At 63.3% G+C, this 15,338-nt stretch carries 18 protein-coding genes; 8 read left to right on the top strand and 10 right to left on the bottom strand.

Annotation, left to right across the window (positions count from 1 at the left end):
- Positions 1–50 precede the first annotated feature (50 nt).
- The 6 genes from ACQ4WZ_RS02490 (at position 51) to ACQ4WZ_RS02465 (ending at position 4,570) form a co-directional block, all read left to right on the top strand.
- Complete coding sequence (locus ACQ4WZ_RS02490) at positions 51–518, top strand: universal stress protein (RefSeq protein WP_101482270.1); 468 nt, start codon at positions 51–53, stop codon at positions 516–518.
- Between the two features lie 159 nt (positions 519–677).
- On the top strand, positions 678–1,322 hold the full coding sequence (locus ACQ4WZ_RS02485; RefSeq protein WP_034750556.1) for a response regulator: 645 nt from the start codon (positions 678–680) through the stop codon (positions 1,320–1,322).
- A gap of 330 nt (positions 1,323–1,652) precedes the next feature.
- Positions 1,653–2,459 (top strand): Crp/Fnr family transcriptional regulator, encoded by an 807-nt coding sequence (locus tag ACQ4WZ_RS02480; RefSeq protein ID WP_101482271.1) that lies wholly within the window; start codon positions 1,653–1,655, stop codon positions 2,457–2,459.
- A gap of 241 nt (positions 2,460–2,700) precedes the next feature.
- Positions 2,701–2,898: a hemin uptake protein HemP gene (gene hemP, locus ACQ4WZ_RS02475; RefSeq protein WP_101482272.1), complete on the top strand. Its 198-nt coding sequence runs from the start codon at positions 2,701–2,703 to the stop codon at positions 2,896–2,898.
- Between the two features lie 86 nt (positions 2,899–2,984).
- Positions 2,985–3,311, top strand: a complete 327-nt coding sequence (locus ACQ4WZ_RS02470) for a hypothetical protein (protein WP_436572495.1) — start codon at positions 2,985–2,987, stop codon at positions 3,309–3,311.
- A 32-nt stretch (positions 3,312–3,343) separates the two neighbouring features.
- The gene (locus ACQ4WZ_RS02465) at positions 3,344–4,570 is read left to right on the top strand and encodes a DUF2325 domain-containing protein (RefSeq protein ID WP_101482274.1); all 1,227 of its coding nucleotides are present in this window, start codon (positions 3,344–3,346) and stop codon (positions 4,568–4,570) included.
- A 32-nt stretch (positions 4,571–4,602) separates the two neighbouring features.
- Here ACQ4WZ_RS02465 and ACQ4WZ_RS02460 read toward each other — a convergent pair whose 3' ends face one another.
- The 6 genes from ACQ4WZ_RS02460 to ACQ4WZ_RS02435 form a co-directional block, all read right to left on the bottom strand.
- Complete coding sequence (locus ACQ4WZ_RS02460) at positions 4,603–5,154, bottom strand: glutathione peroxidase (protein WP_133989932.1); 552 nt, start codon at positions 5,152–5,154, stop codon at positions 4,603–4,605.
- 73 nt (positions 5,155–5,227) lie between these two features.
- A complete protein-coding gene (locus tag ACQ4WZ_RS02455; protein WP_436572494.1) occupies positions 5,228–6,592 on the bottom strand; it encodes a sulfite reductase subunit alpha in 1,365 nt (454 codons plus the stop codon).
- Between the two features lie 12 nt (positions 6,593–6,604).
- Complete coding sequence (locus tag ACQ4WZ_RS02450) at positions 6,605–7,645, bottom strand: FAD:protein FMN transferase (protein ID WP_436572493.1); 1,041 nt, start codon at positions 7,643–7,645, stop codon at positions 6,605–6,607.
- Between the two features lie 29 nt (positions 7,646–7,674).
- Positions 7,675–8,499 (bottom strand): DUF4198 domain-containing protein, encoded by an 825-nt coding sequence (locus tag ACQ4WZ_RS02445; protein ID WP_101482278.1) that lies wholly within the window; start codon positions 8,497–8,499, stop codon positions 7,675–7,677.
- A 12-nt stretch (positions 8,500–8,511) separates the two neighbouring features.
- Complete coding sequence (locus tag ACQ4WZ_RS02440; RefSeq protein WP_133989927.1) at positions 8,512–9,027, bottom strand: DUF2271 domain-containing protein; 516 nt, start codon at positions 9,025–9,027, stop codon at positions 8,512–8,514.
- A 31-nt stretch (positions 9,028–9,058) separates the two neighbouring features.
- Positions 9,059–9,712 (bottom strand): PepSY-associated TM helix domain-containing protein, encoded by a 654-nt coding sequence (locus ACQ4WZ_RS02435; protein WP_133989925.1) that lies wholly within the window; start codon positions 9,710–9,712, stop codon positions 9,059–9,061.
- Between the two features lie 264 nt (positions 9,713–9,976).
- On the opposite strand from ACQ4WZ_RS02435, the gene ACQ4WZ_RS02430 reads away from it, so the two are divergent.
- Positions 9,977–10,474, top strand: coding sequence for a pyridoxamine 5'-phosphate oxidase family protein (locus ACQ4WZ_RS02430; protein ID WP_436572492.1), 498 nt, complete (start codon positions 9,977–9,979; stop codon positions 10,472–10,474).
- 87 nt (positions 10,475–10,561) lie between these two features.
- The gene (locus ACQ4WZ_RS02425) at positions 10,562–11,164 is read left to right on the top strand and encodes a DUF2239 family protein (protein WP_436572491.1); all 603 of its coding nucleotides are present in this window, start codon (positions 10,562–10,564) and stop codon (positions 11,162–11,164) included.
- A gap of 9 nt (positions 11,165–11,173) precedes the next feature.
- Here the strand turns inward: ACQ4WZ_RS02425 and ACQ4WZ_RS02420 are convergent, their stop codons facing one another.
- From ACQ4WZ_RS02420 to ACQ4WZ_RS02405, 4 genes are all read right to left on the bottom strand, one after another.
- Positions 11,174–11,524, bottom strand: coding sequence for a hypothetical protein (locus tag ACQ4WZ_RS02420; protein WP_436572490.1), 351 nt, complete (start codon positions 11,522–11,524; stop codon positions 11,174–11,176).
- Positions 11,525–11,630: 106 nt separating this feature from the next.
- Complete coding sequence (locus ACQ4WZ_RS02415) at positions 11,631–12,002, bottom strand: KGG domain-containing protein (protein WP_133989917.1); 372 nt, start codon at positions 12,000–12,002, stop codon at positions 11,631–11,633.
- Between the two features lie 194 nt (positions 12,003–12,196).
- Positions 12,197–12,871, bottom strand: coding sequence for a ligase-associated DNA damage response endonuclease PdeM (pdeM, locus tag ACQ4WZ_RS02410; protein ID WP_436572489.1), 675 nt, complete (start codon positions 12,869–12,871; stop codon positions 12,197–12,199).
- Positions 12,868–15,333: a ligase-associated DNA damage response DEXH box helicase gene (locus ACQ4WZ_RS02405; RefSeq protein ID WP_436572488.1), complete on the bottom strand. Its 2,466-nt coding sequence runs from the start codon at positions 15,331–15,333 to the stop codon at positions 12,868–12,870. The genes pdeM and ACQ4WZ_RS02405 overlap by 4 nt, the downstream gene beginning before the upstream one ends.
- Between the last annotated feature and the right edge of the window lie 5 nt (positions 15,334–15,338).

Below are 15,338 nucleotides of genomic sequence, written 5' to 3'. Positions count from 1 at the left end.
TCTACAATAAGGGGCGTTGCGCGCGCTGAGTCACTGCCAAAGGACCTGCCATGTATAAGAAAATTCTGATCGCCACGGACGGCTCCGCCGTCTCCAACCTGACGGCCTGTGCTGGCGTTGCCTTTGCAGAGCAGATGCAAGCCGATATCCTTGCCGTGTACGTGGCGCCCGAATACCAGTACCCGGTGTACATCGAAATCATTCCACCAAGCTATCCCAGCGAGGAGGAATACCGCATCGCCATGCGCAAGGCGGGCGCCGACCACTGGCAGCCCATCCTCGACGCGGCCGCCAGGCGGGGCCTGGAAGCGACGGGCCTGACGGCCTTTTCCGACAGCCCGGCCCTGAAAATCGTGGAAGTGGCGCAATTGCAGAACTGCGACTTGATCTTCATGGGCTCGCATGGCCGCAGCGGCTGGGGACAATTGCTGCTCGGCAGCGTGACCAACAAAGTGCTGTCGCACTCGAAATTGCCGGTGCTCGTGCATAGGCTGATCAAGGAACCACCCTCCAAATAAGTGGTCACATGGCCACGGGGGCCGCCGCTGCCGGCATAGTAAGTAAAAGGCAAACTTGCGGCCATTTCGGTTAAAATGACAATGTTTCTCGTTTATTAATACCCGGCCGGCCGCCACGAGGCGGCCCGGGCACATTTCACGCCTCCTGATTGCGCGCCTATGATACGTATTGTGATTGCCGACGACCACACCATCATGCGAGAAGGATTGAAGCGCATCCTCGACGGCGCGCCGGACATCGACATCGTGGGCGAAGCCATCGACGGCTTCGAGGTACTCAACCACGTACGCCAGGGCGGCTTCGACCTGTTGCTGCTCGACCTGTCGATGCCGGGCCGCAGCGGCGTCGACCTGATCCGGCAAATCCGCAGCGAAGCGCCCAAGCTGGCCATCCTCATCCTCACCATGCACGAGGAAGAGCAATATGCGGTGCGCGCCATCCGCGCCGGCGCGCAAGGCTATCTGACCAAGGAAAGCGCGGGCACCCAGCTGGTGGGTGCCATCCACAAGGTGGCGTCGGGACGTCCCTACATCAGCGCCGAGGTGGCGGAGCAGCTCGTGCTCAACATCATGATGCCGAATGAAAGCTTGCTGCACAAACAGCTGTCGGACCGCGAGTTCGAAGTCTTTTCCCTGCTGGTGGCAGGCAAGTCGATCACGGAAATCGCCAACAATCTGCATCTGAGCGTGAAAACGGTGAGTACGCACAAGACGCGCATCATGCAAAAGATGGGCATGAGTTCGCTGTCAGAGATGGTCCAGTATGCCGTGGCACACCGTCTGCTGTCTCCCTTCAAGACCTGAACCTGCCCACGCGCGCCAACCCGTAGGAACAATCCTACATCAACTGCCACAGCTCCTACTGCCATATTCAGCCACCGCTGATATTAATTGCAGACGGTTGTTGGCATACTGAAACCAGTCATCAAGTTGCTGGGAAGTTATTTCATCACACAGCAAGTCTTCAGCGAATCGAGATTCACACGCCTGGACGCGCGCCGCCCTTTCCCTGCCCGCCGTCCTGTGCACCTTGTCATTCAACTCTGAACTACCTGTCACCAGGAGATGAACATGCTGTCCACGCAAACGCCTGAAACCCGCGCTGCCGCTCCATCACTGCCCCCCTCCTCTTCAATGGAAGCGGGGCGCCAGCGCCAGGGTCGGCTCTGGTCGAACCTGAAGGAGGTGTGCGACCTGCTGCATATCTCCAGCGCCTGCACCATCGCCGCCGATGAACTGCTGTTCCAGCATGTGCAATTCAAGACTGGCCAGCGCGTGCACACCATCGGCCAGCCCTTCGACACTCTGTACATCGTCAATTCGGGCTTCCTGAAAACCGTACTCATCGACGAATTTGGCAATGAGCAGGTCCTCAGCTTTCCCATGAAGGGCGACATGCTGGGCGTCGACGGCATCCACTCGCGCCAGTACTCCTCGGAAGCAGTGGCCCTGTCCGACTGCGATCTGATCCTGCTGCCGTTCAAGAAATTGACGGCGCTGGGCAGAGTCCACCTGGAACTGGAAAATGTCATGTATGGCGTAATGAGCCGGGAACTGGTGCGCGAGCAAGCGATGATCGGCATGCTGGGCGCCCTCAGCGCAGAAGCCCGCGTGGCGCGCTTCCTCGTCTCGCTGGCCGAGCGCTTCGCGCAGATGGGCTACTCGAGCAAGCTGTTCAACCTGCGCATGACGCGCCATGAAATCGGCAGCTACCTGGGCCTGACCCTGGAAACGGTCAGCCGCACCCTGTCTGCCTTCAATGAAATCGGCCTGATCTCGGTCGACCAGCGCACCATCGGCATCAAGGACCCGGATGCCTTGAAAACCCTGCGCCGCCTGCCGCCCTCGCGCTCACGGGCCAAGCAGCTGGCCTCCGCCAAACTCAAGGCCAACACCACCGCAGCGGCCACCGCCTCCGCGCAATTGCTGGCCACCATTTAACGCCATCCCCACTCCTTCAAGCTTGGCACAGGCTTGACCCGGTCAAGGCGCGCACCGCCTTACCGGGTCTTTTTTGCTGCCGCGCCGCGCCTGCGGCCGCCTTTGCCCAGCGCTAACCTCCTCGCTGCCATCCCATCGTAAAAAAAGCGCGGATTGCACATAAATAAGCCTTGCTTTTCGGGCCACATTCAACAATAATGCAAATACGAATCATTCTCAACTGAGACAAAGAAAGCCCAACATGCAAAGCTCAAAACCAGCCTTGATCCAGGATGCCGCTAGCGCCCACGTCCGTCCTCCCGTCAGCACGGCGCAAGCGGCGCGGCGCATTACCAGCGAAGCGCTGCTGCAGCAGGGCCGCGAAGTGGAAATTGAGCACAGCGGCAAGATCTATCGCCTGCGCGTCACCCAATTGAACAAGCTGATCCTGACTGCCTGAAGCAGCACGGCAGCCAGTCACCATACTCGCCAGCCAGTCGCGCTCCGTGCGCGTAGCCAGCCAAACCACCCGCACAGGAGTGTTTGATGGCGAACGACCGACCTTCCCCGATGTTTCCTTCCCCGCAAGGCCCACAGCCTGAATTGCTGCTGTCGGCCGTGCTGCACCTGATGTCGCACTACCATGCGGGCACTCCATGCGAGAAACTGGCGGGCGTCATCGAACGCCATCTGCAAGTGCTGTCCAGCTCACCCGGCCTGGGTCCCGTGCTGCAAGCGACCTGCCAGCAACTGTCGCAGCAATGGGCCGCCCTGGTGGCGCTGCACCGACCTGCACCGCCGAGACCCACTTTGTTTGAGCGCCTGGTACGCGTGCTGAACGCCAAGCGCCCTGCCTCGCCCCTGCCGCAATAAATCCCCCCCCCACCGCCCAACAGGATATCGCCATGTGTGACAAAGACCAGTCCCTGCCCGTCATCAGCAATTGTGCCCCCGCCGACGTGGAATCGGCCGCCCTCGCTTCGCGTCGCCGCCGGCTGTGGGAACTCTCACACACCTGCCATTGCCCGCTGGTCGGCGTGGGCTTGCCGCTGGGATACCTGCGCAAGCTGGTGGGCAAGATGACGGGCGGGCGCGTGCTGGCCGACGACTACGAAGTCCATGTGGGTGCCGTGACGGAATGTGGCGCGCGCAACCGCCTGTCCGAAGCCCTGCAAAAGGAACTCGAACGCCGCTACGCCCCCGTGATCCTGCGCTTTCGCGGTGCCAAGACGACGCAGCAGGTGGCCGAATTGTGGCGCACGGCCGTCGCCAACGGCGACGTGTCGGGCGCCTTCTGGGCCGGCCTGACGCATCCGCGCTGCGACGCGGAACTGGAAGAGCAGATGTGCCGCGACCTGCACATGATCCAGCACCAGGCGGGCGCCTGCGTGCGGGCCGACATGGGAAAATTTACCGCCTTGCAGGAAGAAAATGCGCGCCTGGCACACGAACTAGCCAAGCTGCAACAGCGCAGCCAGACCGCACTGATGGAAAAAACGGGCGAACTGGAACGCCAGGAAGCCGTGCTACTGCGCGCGCGGGCGGAATCGATCGGCAAGGATAGCGTGATCGAGGGCTTGCGCTTTGACCTGGCGCAATTGCAGGCCGCCATCCCGGCGCTGGAATCGCGCACGCGCCTGGTCGAACGCCTGGCGCAAATGGATGAGCGCGAAAAAGAATTGCGCCAGCAAATCGCGGAATTGAAGCAGGCCCAGCCACGTCCAAGCGCCGCCCTGCCGGCACCGGCACCGAAGCTGGAAGTGCCGATGGGCGGCAAGCTGAAAATGCCGATCCGCCTGGTCGATCAAAGCGTCTTGTGCGTGGGCGGGCGCAGCGGCAATGTCGCCACCTACCGCGCCCTGATCGAGCGGGTCGGCGCGCAGTTCGCCCACCACGACGGCGGCCTGGAAGACAATGCCAACCTGCTCGATTCGAGCCTGGCGGCAGCCGACCTGGTGATTTGCCAGACCGGCTGCATCAGCCACAGCGCCTACTGGCGCGTGAAGGATTACTGCAAGCGCACGGGCAAGCGCTGCGTCTTCATCGACAACCCCAGCATCTCCAGCCTGGCGCGCGGCTTGCAGGAAGTGAGCGGCGAAATGGAACCAGCCACGCTGAACACGGCCGAGTAACAAAGGCGGCGCGGCAAGCGCCGCCGACACGCTCAGGCCTGCAGCTCGCGCGCGATGGCCTCGCGCAAGATCGCATCGTCGACCGTGGTATCGGGCGCAAAACGTCCCACCACCCTGCCATCCTTGCTGATCAAAAACTTCTCGAAATTCCACAGCACGTCGCTGGGCTGCTCCTGCGTGATGCCGTAGCCGGCCAGCTTGGCGCGGAAATCGCTGCCCGGCTTTTCCTGCGCCCGCGGCTGCTCCTGCACCAGGCGCTGGTACAGCGGATGCTGGCCCGGCCCCTTGACGACGATTTTTTCAAACAGGGGAAATTGCACGCCGTAGGTGCCACGGCAAAAGTCGGCGATTTCGGCATTGCTGCCTGGTTCCTGTGCGCCGAATTCATTCGCGGGGAAACCGGCCACCACCAGGCCCTCGGCCTGCTTGTCGGCGTAGAGTTTTTCCAGTCCTTCGTACTGCGGCGTCAAGCCGCAGGCGGAGGCAACGTTGACCACCAGCACTACCTTGCCGCGATACGCGTCCAGGCTGCCAGGTTCGCCATTGATCTGGCGCAAGGGAATGTCGTAAATACTGTCGCTCATGATGCCTCCCTGGATGAATCAGTGAAACAGCCATGATAGCCGCCCGCGCGCGAACGCGCTGGCGGCGCAAGAATCAATACACGTCGCGCCGGTAGCGCCCTGCGGCCGCCAGTGCGTCGAGCGCGGGGCGACCCAGCATCTCTTGCAGGGCCTGGTCGACGCCACCCGCCATGCCGGCGAGGCTGCCGCAGATGTAGATGGCCGCACCCTGCTCCAGCCACAGCCTGACTTCATCGGCATTGCCGCGCAGGCGGTCCTGCACGTACATCCGCTCGGGCTGGTCGCGCGAAAACGCCAGGTCCAGGCGCGGCAGGTCGCCACTGGCGTGCCAACCTTCAATTTCTTCACGGTAATGGAAATCGCGGGCCGCATTGCGTTCGCCAAAGATCAGCCAATTGCGCCGCTGCCCTGCCAGCACGCGGCTTTTCAGGTGGCCGCGCAGGCCGGCGATGCCGCTGCCGTTGCCGATCAGAATCAAAGGCCGTTGGGCATTGTCTTCCAGGCGGAAACGTTTGTGCTGGCGCAAGCGCAGCTGCACCACGTCGCCGACAGCCGCCTGCGCCGTCAGCCAACCAGAGGCCAGTCCCAGGCTGCCGTCGGGATGCGCATGCTGGCGCACCAGCAAGTGCACGCTGCCATCATGCGGAATCGATGCGATCGAATATTCGCGCGGTTGCGCGGGGTCGAGCGGCGCGGCCACCTGCACCAGGTCGCCCGACTGCCAGTCAGGCAAGGCACCCGCCACGGGCGCCAGTTCCACATGGTAGATGGCGCCGCCCGCGCTGCCAGGATTAAGCAAATGCCGGCCCGTCATGCGCCAATCGCCGAAGGCGGGCGCGCTCCAGTCCGGTGCGTCGCTGGTACCGGCCAAATGGCTCAGATGCTGGAACCATTGCTCGATGGCGGCGCTGGCGCTGCGGTCTACCTCGATGCGCTCGAACAGGCGCGCGGCGCCCTGCGCCGCAAGCCAGGCATCGAGCGCGCGGCCGAAGCCGCAAAATTGACTATAGCTGCGGTCGCCCAGGGCAAGCACGGCGTAATGCAATTGCGCCAGCGCCAGCTCGCCCGTCATCAGCCGGCCCATGAAGGCGGCCGCATTGTCGGGCGCATCACCCTCGCCATACGTGCTGACCAGGAACAGGGCCCGTTCCGCCTGTTGCAGATCAACGGCTGCGAGTTCGGCCAGCGCGCACAGGCGCACGGGGATACCGGCCAGCTGCAGGCTCTGCGCCGTTTGCGTGGCCAGTTCCTCGGCATTGCCCGTCTGGCTCGCATACGCCACCAGCCAGGCGGGGCTATTCTCCAGCGCTGCCTTGGCGGCGTCGGACGCGCGGCGCTTGGCGCGCGCGCGCAGCCAGGGCGCCAGACACACGCCCGCGTAGCTGAGGGACAGGGCGGCCAGCAAGGCCAGCCGAGTCGTATCGTGCGTAAAAATCATGGAATTAATGGTTCATTCGTCGAGCATGGCCAGCATCTGGCTGCTCAGCGTTTCGTGGTAGCCATGGCCGTCGCGTTGCAGGAAGCGCGCGGCCAGGCCCTGCTCTTCGGCCAGCGCCATGCCGGCATCCACGCCCAGTACGGTCAGGGCCGTCGACCAGGCGTCGGCTGCCATGCACTCGGCGTGCACGACGGTGACGGAAGCGAGTTGATTGGCGATTGGCATGCCGCTGCGCGGATCAATGGTGTGCGAGAAACGAACTGTGCCGTCTTCAAAGAAACGCCGGTAGTCGCCCGAAGTGGCCACGGACAAGCCGTGCAGCGCCAGCAGCATTTCTGCCGGATGCTGTGTATTATCGGCACTATCGGCGGCGCCATCGACCTGTTCCAGCACCACCCACCACGGCTGGCCGTCCGGCTTGCTGCCGGCGCCGCGCAGCTCGCCGCCCACTTCCACCAGGTAATGGTGGATACCCTGGCCGTCCAGGTAGCGGGCCAGGCGGTCCACGCCATAGCCCTTGGCCACGGCGGACAAATCCAGTTGCAAGCCGCCCGGCTGGCGCGCGCGGCGGGCCGGCAAGTCCAGCTCCAGGCGGCGGCGCTGGCGCTGCGACAGCAACAGGGCCACGGTATCGTCTTTCGGCGGCAGGAAGCCGGGCTCATCGTAGCGGTTGCGGGGACCGAAGCCCCACAGGTTGACGAGGGCGCCAGCGCAAGGGTCGTACGCGCCGCCGGATACCTGCGACACATGCATCGCAAACCCCAGCACCTCGCAAAAGGCGGCGGGCAGGCTGTGCCAGCTACCAGGCTCGGCCCGGTTGAAGCGGCCCAGGTCGGACTCGTCGCTCCAGTGGCTCATTTGCGCCACGACCAGGTCCAGCTGCTGCTGCAAGCCCTGCTGCAAGTCGGCGCTGCCCACGCGCCCCGGCATGGCGGCCTCCAGCAGGCGCACCGACCAGCTGGTACCCATGGACAGGCCGCGCAAGTCCCGGACCACGGCGCCCGGCGGCGCGGCCTGATCGGAAATATGCTGGGGCAGCAGGACCCGGCGCATTGGCACTCTCGTTGCTGAAAATGCGCCGCTTACTGCGGCAGCACTTCCACCGTGGCCGCGTAGGTCATGCGGCGTTCCGGCATCGCCGGCGGCTGGCCGGCCACGGCCGGTGCGGCCGCTGGCCAGGTGCTGCTCAGGTAATACATGCCTGCCGCCGGCACCGTAAACGTGATTTCGCCCTTGGCATCGGTGCTCTGGCGAATTTCCCCCAGCACGCCACGGTAGCGCACGCCACCGGGCACGAGGCTGAACGCCTGGTTGGCCGCCGGCTTGCCGTCGACCAGGAAGCGCCACGTGGCTTTCTCGCCCGCACGCAAGTCATTCGGATGGGTCACCGGCACGAATTCCAGGCCCACGCCCGTGGGTTTGAACACTTCCGTGCTGGTTTCGCCATTGCTGAAGAAGGTTTCCAGGCGGCTTGCCGTGCGTGTGACTTTCACGTCCTGCGCATCGGCCGGCATGTCTTTCTTGAAGGTTTCCTCATTGCCACGGAAACGTTTCTGTTCACCATTTTGCTTGTAGCTGGCCATCACGTTTTGCGACACGATGGCCGCTTTATACGTGCCCGGCTTTTCCATCTTCACGTCGAAGACACTGCGCAAGCGGCCCGTGACGGTGTTCGCCGGCGTCACTTTCGCGCCATCCGGACCGATGACTTGCAGCGCGTCCAGGCGCAGCGGCTGGTGGTCGATCTCGAACAGGCCATCGGAGACGGCCGCATCCACCGTCACCCAGGCATCCTTGCTTTCCACCATCGTGCTCGAAGGCACCATCCAGCCGCGGTGGGCGTGGGCGTTCATGGCCAGGCCGGCAAGGGCCAGGGCGATCAGCGGTTTATTGAGTTGCTTCAACATGGTAGAGGCGCCTTAAGGTTTGAGTTGGACGACGACATTGCCGAGTTCTTCCTTGCCTTTGGCAGGAACGGACTGGGCCGATTTCAGCGGCCACTGGAACGGCACGCGCACCAGTTCGCGTCCGCCCGCTTCGCGCGCCGCTTCCACCACCACCTGGTATTCGCCGGCCGGCAGCTTGTCGAGCAAGGCCTTGGCGCCCGGGAAGGTCAGGGTATGTTCGCCTGGCGCGCGCGTGGCGCCGCTGACGCCGTCTACGGGCATGGAAAGATCGCGGCCGCTCTTGCGCCACCATTGGCGCATATCCTTCAGCCATTTTTCTCCCGCCTTGTCCTTCTTTTTCACGTCATACAGCACAGTCAGGTTGCCGACGACCTTTTGATCGGCCGTTTCCAGCCACGCCGCCACGTACGGACGGTGATATTCCGCTACGTTCAATTGCGGGATTTCAAGCTTGAGGGCCAGGTCAGCCGCCATCGCCGAAGTGCCGATCAGGGGAAGGCCAAGCGCCAGGGAGTAGCGTAATTTCATGGTGTGCCTGTAAAAAGAAAAGTAAAAACGATCAGTGAATAAACAGCAAGGCGATCGCGCAAGGTATCAAGATACCGAGGCCAACCATCGGCCAGGTAAATGGGCGGTTGGCAGCGTGGAATTTCAAAATCAATAAACCCGTCAGGCAAAACACGATGCAGGCGCCGGCAAAAATATCGATGAACCAGTTCCAGGCCACGCCCGTGTTGCGGCCCTTGTGCACATCGTTGAGCCAGGATACCCAACCCCGGTCCGTCAACTCATATTCGGCAGCGCCGTCTTCCAGGCCGATGCGCACCCAGGCATCGCCGCCCGCCTTGGGCAACGGCAGGTAGACTTCATCGACGCTCCATTCGGCTGGACGGCCGCCCGCATTGAGCGACCATTGCTGCTTCAACCAGGTTTCGGCGGCGGCTGGCATGGGCGCGTTGGCACCATCATGCTGGGCAGCATACGCGGCCAGTTCGGTGACCAATGGCGCCGGCAGCTGCGCCTTCTGGCGCGTGATCGACGGCTTGGCTTCGATCTGGCTGGCGTGGTTCAGGGTGATGCCGGTGATAGAGAACAGAAACATGCCCAACAGGCAAAGTGCCGAGCTAATCCAGTGCCATTGATGCAAATTCTTCAGCCAGACGGCGCGGCCGGCATTGTTTCTGGCCTTGTCTGCGGTGCCCGCCTTACCCATCGAGGGCTCCCGGCAAGGAGCGAGCCAGGTGGCGCGACAAGTCAGTGTGCTTCATTCCCATCCTTCAATCAAAGTTCATGCTCATGGCTTCAAACAAATGATAATGATTATCATTTATTAAGTCAATACATGGGCGCACCGGCCGGGCCAGCGTTTTGTAACAGCTTTGAAACAAAGCACCCCCCACTACGTAAGCTGCCGCACAGAGCCATATGCAGCATCCACCTATGCTGGTGTTCAGGACAACCATCAAGGGAGCACCCCATGCAATCGTATTCCAGCGAACAACTGGCCAGCATCGCGGCCAGGATCAAGGACGTCAAATTCGGCATGCTGACCACCAGCGACGACATGCGCACCCTCACCAGCCGGCCTTTGACGCAGCAGCAGGTGGATAACGACGGGCAGATCTGGTTTTTTGTCTCGGACGAGGCTGCTTATACGCGCGATTTACTGAACAATCCGCAAGTCAATGTCAGCTTTGTCGACACCGGCGACAGCGTGTACGTATCCGTCTGCGGCCATGCACAGCTGCTGAAGGACCGCGCCAAGGCGGAGGAATTGTGGAATCCGCTGATAAAAGCCTGGTTCCCGGGTGGGCTCGACGATCCGAAACTGTCGCTGATCAAGGTGACCATCCAGTCGGCCGAATATTGGGATAGCAGCGCCAGCAAAATGATGCAATTCTATGAAATGGCCAAGGCCGCCATCACGGGCGAGCCGCCGAAAGACCTGGGTGAACACGGCCGGGTCGACCTGTAGCACGCCCCAATATTTTACCCGGGTGATATTGACTTTTAGTTTAACCCGGGTAAAATTGCCTGCCTAATGACTCATTGGAGGCAAGACATGCACGCACCCACCCAGCTCACCGCCTTTGCGGGTCCACACAAAGTTGCCTCCGGCACATTGCATGCCATAGCGCATACATTGAAGGAACTGGTGACGCGCGATCCCGCTGCGCAAATCCTGATATTCGACGATACGAGCGGCAGTCAGGTGGACCTGAACCTGCACGGCAGCCTGACCGAGGTGCTGCAGCGCCTACCACGCGAACCCGCGCCGGCACCGAGAGAAGACGCACCACCACCCGCGCGCACGGCAGGCCGCCCGAAGCTCGGCGTGGTGGCGCGCGAAATCACCCTGCTGCCCCGTCACTGGGAATGGCTGGCGACCCAGCCGGGCGGCGCCTCCGTGGCCTTGCGCAAGCTGGTGGAACACGCGCAGCGGGGCAACAGGGCGCACGATGAACAACGCCAGGCGCGCGAAGCGGCCTATAAAGTCATGAGCGCGCTGGCCGGCGATGCGCCGGGATTCGAAGAAGCCAGCCGCGCCCTGTTCGCCGGCAAGCAGCCAGCATTTCTTGGCTGCATACAGGAATGGCCATCCGACGTGCGCGAACACGTCTTGCAGCTGGCCCAAGGTGGATGGTCAGGAAGTCAAGAACGATAGGCGACCCTATCAGACGCCCGTGCTGCCCGTGGTGTCAGGCGCATCGTCAGCGCTCTGCCGGTTCTGCCCGGCGGCGCCGGACTGACGATGGGGCAAGCGGTCAGCGCGCCGTACTTCGCCGATGGAAAACAGATCGTCGCCGATATCGAGGCCTTGCTCGCTATCGACCAGCACAAAGCTCTCGGCCGATTCGGCCGTGCTTTGCTTGCTGCCTACCGTGGACGGCGTGCCACCCTGGCTATTGCCGCGCTGCGGCGTAGTGGAGTTGCCCATCATCTTCTCCCTGATCGTGAATGCGAGTTGGTCGCGGATTGACTGCACCTTGGCCGTGGCCGGCGCAGCTATTTCATCATAGTCCATGCCTGCTGCATTGCATCAAAATTTTGCTACTGCGGAGTAGCGCCGCGACTGGCCAGCGGGAATGCGCGATTCCCGCTGGCCAGACCTGCCTTGCTACCGCTGCCGCCTACTTGTTGCGCGAACCGGACGAGCCCGCCCCAGAACCTGGACCTGCGCTTTGCTTGTTGCCACTGTCGCGCTTGCTATCCTGCTTCATGCCGGGATTCTCACGCCCACCGCTGGAGCTGGCGGCACTTTGCCGGCTGGCATCGTTTTTGTGGCTCTGGCTGCCCGCGCGGCGCGCTTCTTCCGACGTGAATTCATGGGCCGTGCCCTTTTCATGCGCGGCACGTCCGCCTTCGCTGGCGATTTCGCGCTGCTGGGCGGGGTCCATGGAAGCGAAGCCACGTTTGCTGGTATCGCTTTGCTTGTTGCCAGCGCTGCTGCCGCTGCTACTGGTTTTATTACTCTGCTGTTTATTGTCGCTTGATGTGGCCATGATGATCTCCTTGATCGATGGAATGAGAAAACAGTGCAAACTATGCAATTCTTCCCCTTCGCACGGCAAGGGAACCATCATCTTAGTGCGCACATGGGGCGCAAGAAATAGGAGGATGGCAGGAGCGCATGTAGGATGAGTCCCGCCCACGGTAGCGCAGTTACTTTCAGTTTTCCACCAAAAGTACCAGACACTCAGCAGTTAGCGGGTAGCGGGAAAATCGCCGCGTCCGCCGTCACATACACGCGCTCGCCAGCGGCTGGCTGCACCGCATGGCCGCCCGTAAAGGCGCCAAACGATGGCAAAATGGCACGCTGCCGGCCCAGCAGGAAACATGGCAGGCGCAAGCCCTTCCTGTCCGCACGCAAGTGAAGCACGGGATGCACGTGACCAGCCAGCACATAGCCAGGCGCGACGGTGTCCGGGTGATGGCAGAAGGAAAGATTGCCCACGCTGTGCGGTTCGTCCACCAGGCTGATACCCAGTGCGCTGGCCGGATCGCCCGCATGCGCATCGTGGTTGCCACGCACCACCGTCAGGCGCACGTCCGGATGGCGCGTGCGCCAGGCCAGCATGGCCGCCACGGTGGCGTCCGCATGCGCGGCGCGCGCGTGCAGGAAGTCGCCGAGAAAGACGATTTCCTCGCAAACATGGCTGGCCAGCAAGGCGTCCAGCGCCAGCAGGTTTTGCGTGGTGGTGCCGCGCGGCACGGGCACGCCCAGCGCGCGAAACGCGGCCGCCTTGCCGAAATGGATGTCGGCGATAATCAGCATCTTGCGCGCCGGCCAATACACGGCCTTGTCCGCCAGCAGCCACACCAGCTCGCCAGCCAGTTCCACCACGCAATGCGCTGCGCGCTGGCCATTCATGCGGCCGCCTTTTCCAGCGCGCTCACCAGGCGCGCCACCCGGTCCGACAGTTTTTCCGTCGTCAGCTGTTCGCGGAAACGCTCGACCATGAGACCGAAGGCAAACGGCGAGGCGCGCTCCAAAGGCTGCAGGCTGATGCGCCGGCCGTGCAGCTCGCGCAAGGTGGCGCGCAAGCGCGTCAGTTCCAGTTCCTGCTCCAGCACTTCGCGCTGCGCCTGCGTGAGCAGCAAATTGGCCGCGTCGTGCTTGCGGAACACTTCAAAGAACAGCGAGGACGAGGCCTGCAACTGGCGCGCGCTTTTCGGCTGGCCCGGATAGCCCTGGAATACGAGGCCGGCGATGCGGGCGATTTCACGGAAGCGCCGCTGCGACAATTCCGTCGCGTTCAGGCTGGCCAGCACGTCCTCGAGCAAGTTGTCCGTGCTGAACAGGGCAAGATCGGCGCCGCTGTCGGCAGTCAACAGTGGCGCAAAATCAATGTCGTCCCCGCCCAGCAATTCAAAGCCGTAATCGTTGACGGCGATCGACAAGGTTGCCGGCTGCACGCGCGCGATGCGGTAGGCCAGCAGGGAAGCGAGGCCGAGGTGCACCGAGCGGCCCGCAAACGGATACACGAACAGATGCTGGCCTTCGCGGCTGGACAAGGTTTCCATCAGCAGACTGGCGCGCGTGGGCAGGCTGGACCATGTCTGCTGGATGGCCAGCAGCGGCGCCAGCGCGCGCATTTCCGGCCCGCTGGCACGGCCTTCCTGCGCCAGCTGCAACTGGTCCAGCACGGCATGCGCCAATTCCGACGACAGCGGCATCTTGCCGCCCTGCCAGCGCGGCACGGCGCCCCGGCTGCCTGTTGCGCGCCGCACATACGCCGTCATCTCGTGCACGCGCACGAATTCCAGGATGCGCCCGCCAAACAAAAAATGGTCGCCCTGCTTCAGGCGCGCAATGAACGATTCCTCGATGCTGCCGATGCGGGCGCCGCCGAGGAACTTGACCTGGATCGCCGCCTCCGACACGATGGTGCCGATGCTCATGCGGTGGCGCCGCGCCAGGGCTGCATCCGGCACGCGGTACACACCGTCCTCATCGGGCAGCACTCTCCGGTATTCCGGATACACGGTCAGGCTTTGCCCGCCGCGGGCGACGAAATCGAGCGCCCATTGCCACTCGTCTGGCGTCAGGTGGCGATACGACCAGGCGCCGCACACTTCGTCGTACAGGGCCGGCGACTCGAAGCCGCCGCCCAGGGCGATCGTCACCAGGTGCTGCACCAGCACGTCGAGCGGCTTGTCCGGCACGGGGCGTGCTTCCAGGTGGCCCTGCGCCAAGGCAGCGCGGGCAGCGGCCGCTTCCAGCAATTCCAGGCTGTTGGTGGGCACCAGGGTGACGCGCGAAATACGTCCCGGCGCGTGGCCGCTGCGCCCGGCCCGCTGCACCAGGCGCGCGATGCCCTTCGCGCTGCCCACCTGCAGCACCCGCTCGACGGGCAGGAAATCGACGCCCAGGTCCAGGCTGGACGTGCATACGACGGCTTTCAGTTCGCCCGTTTTCAAATGCTGCTCGACCCACTCGCGCACTTCGCGGTCCAGCGAACCGTGGTGCAGGGCGATCAATCCCGCCCAGTCCGGCCGCGCATCGAGCAGGTGCTGGTACCACAGCTCGGCCTGCGAACGCGTATTTGTAAACACAAGGGTGGTGGCGCTGGCCTCGATCTCGGCAATCAAAGGCTGCAGCATCTGGATGCCCAAATGCCCGCCCCAGGGAAAGCGCGTGGGGTTCACAGGAATCAGGCTGTCGACGAGGATGCGCTTCTTGACTTTACCTTCCACCAGCACGCCGGCGTTTTCCTCGCCCAGCAAGACATCCTGCGCCTGCTGCAAATTGCCCAGGGTGGCCGACAAGCCCCACGTCATCAGGTTTTCCTGCCAGCGGCGCAAGCGGGCCAGCGCCAGCTGCACCTGCACGCCGCGCTTGCTGCCCATCAATTCATGCCACTCGTCGACGATCACGGTTTCCAGCAGGCTGAAGCGTTCTTGGGCGTCCATCTGGCTCAGCATCAGGGACAGGCTTTCCGGCGTGGTGACGAGCACCTCGGGCCAGGCTTTCGCCTGGCGCGCCCGCTGGGCGGCGCTGGTATCTCCCGTGCGCGCCTCGATGCGCCAGCCGGGAGCAAGATCCGCGCCCGATGCTTGCAATGCGCGCACGGTGTCGGCCGCCAGCGCCCTCATGGGCGTGATCCACAGCACGCGCAAACCCTGTTTTCGACTCTTGCGCTCCATCCGCCCCGCGCGTAGCAAGGCGCCGAACCAGACGGCATACGTCTTGCCGGACCCCGTGCTGGCATGCAGCAGGCCGGAGCGACCCTGTGCGGCGGTGCGCCAGACGGCGCGCTGGAAGGGAAAGATCGTCCAGCCGCGCCCGGCAAACCAGGCATCGATGCGCTGCGCCAGCGTGCTTTTGCTCATCGCTT

This window comes from Janthinobacterium darwini, from assembly GCF_051380905.1.
Lineage (GTDB): Bacteria > Pseudomonadota > Gammaproteobacteria > Burkholderiales > Burkholderiaceae_D > Janthinobacterium.
Note: the sequence above shows the minus strand (reverse complement) of the source record. Positions and strands in the feature narration are given on the sequence as shown.

What these genes read in the sequence shown, in the direction of transcription:
- ACQ4WZ_RS02490 (WP_101482270.1), top strand. Translation starts at nt 51, where the DNA reads ATGTATAAGAAAATTCTGATCGCCACGGACGGCTCCGCCGTCTCCAAC.
- ACQ4WZ_RS02485 (WP_034750556.1), top strand. Translation starts at nt 678, where the DNA reads ATGATACGTATTGTGATTGCCGACGACCACACCATCATGCGAGAAGGA.
- ACQ4WZ_RS02455 (WP_436572494.1), bottom strand. Translation starts at nt 6,592, where the DNA reads ATGATTTTTACGCACGATACGACTCGGCTGGCCTTGCTGGCCGCCCTG.
- ACQ4WZ_RS02450 (WP_436572493.1), bottom strand. Translation starts at nt 7,645, where the DNA reads ATGCGCCGGGTCCTGCTGCCCCAGCATATTTCCGATCAGGCCGCGCCG.
- ACQ4WZ_RS02465 (WP_101482274.1), top strand. Translation starts at nt 3,344, where the DNA reads ATGTGTGACAAAGACCAGTCCCTGCCCGTCATCAGCAATTGTGCCCCC.
- ACQ4WZ_RS02420 (WP_436572490.1), bottom strand. Translation starts at nt 11,524, where the DNA reads ATGGACTATGATGAAATAGCTGCGCCGGCCACGGCCAAGGTGCAGTCA.
- ACQ4WZ_RS02435 (WP_133989925.1), bottom strand. Translation starts at nt 9,712, where the DNA reads ATGGGTAAGGCGGGCACCGCAGACAAGGCCAGAAACAATGCCGGCCGC.
- ACQ4WZ_RS02415 (WP_133989917.1), bottom strand. Translation starts at nt 12,002, where the DNA reads ATGGCCACATCAAGCGACAATAAACAGCAGAGTAATAAAACCAGTAGC.
- ACQ4WZ_RS02445 (WP_101482278.1), bottom strand. Translation starts at nt 8,499, where the DNA reads ATGTTGAAGCAACTCAATAAACCGCTGATCGCCCTGGCCCTTGCCGGC.
- ACQ4WZ_RS02430 (WP_436572492.1), top strand. Translation starts at nt 9,977, where the DNA reads ATGCAATCGTATTCCAGCGAACAACTGGCCAGCATCGCGGCCAGGATC.
- pdeM (WP_436572489.1), bottom strand. Translation starts at nt 12,871, where the DNA reads ATGAATGGCCAGCGCGCAGCGCATTGCGTGGTGGAACTGGCTGGCGAG.
- ACQ4WZ_RS02460 (WP_133989932.1), bottom strand. Translation starts at nt 5,154, where the DNA reads ATGAGCGACAGTATTTACGACATTCCCTTGCGCCAGATCAATGGCGAA.
- ACQ4WZ_RS02425 (WP_436572491.1), top strand. Translation starts at nt 10,562, where the DNA reads ATGCACGCACCCACCCAGCTCACCGCCTTTGCGGGTCCACACAAAGTT.
- hemP (WP_101482272.1), top strand. Translation starts at nt 2,701, where the DNA reads ATGCAAAGCTCAAAACCAGCCTTGATCCAGGATGCCGCTAGCGCCCAC.
- ACQ4WZ_RS02480 (WP_101482271.1), top strand. Translation starts at nt 1,653, where the DNA reads ATGGAAGCGGGGCGCCAGCGCCAGGGTCGGCTCTGGTCGAACCTGAAG.
- ACQ4WZ_RS02440 (WP_133989927.1), bottom strand. Translation starts at nt 9,027, where the DNA reads ATGAAATTACGCTACTCCCTGGCGCTTGGCCTTCCCCTGATCGGCACT.
- ACQ4WZ_RS02470 (WP_436572495.1), top strand. Translation starts at nt 2,985, where the DNA reads ATGGCGAACGACCGACCTTCCCCGATGTTTCCTTCCCCGCAAGGCCCA.
- ACQ4WZ_RS02405 (WP_436572488.1), bottom strand. Translation starts at nt 15,333, where the DNA reads ATGAGCAAAAGCACGCTGGCGCAGCGCATCGATGCCTGGTTTGCCGGG.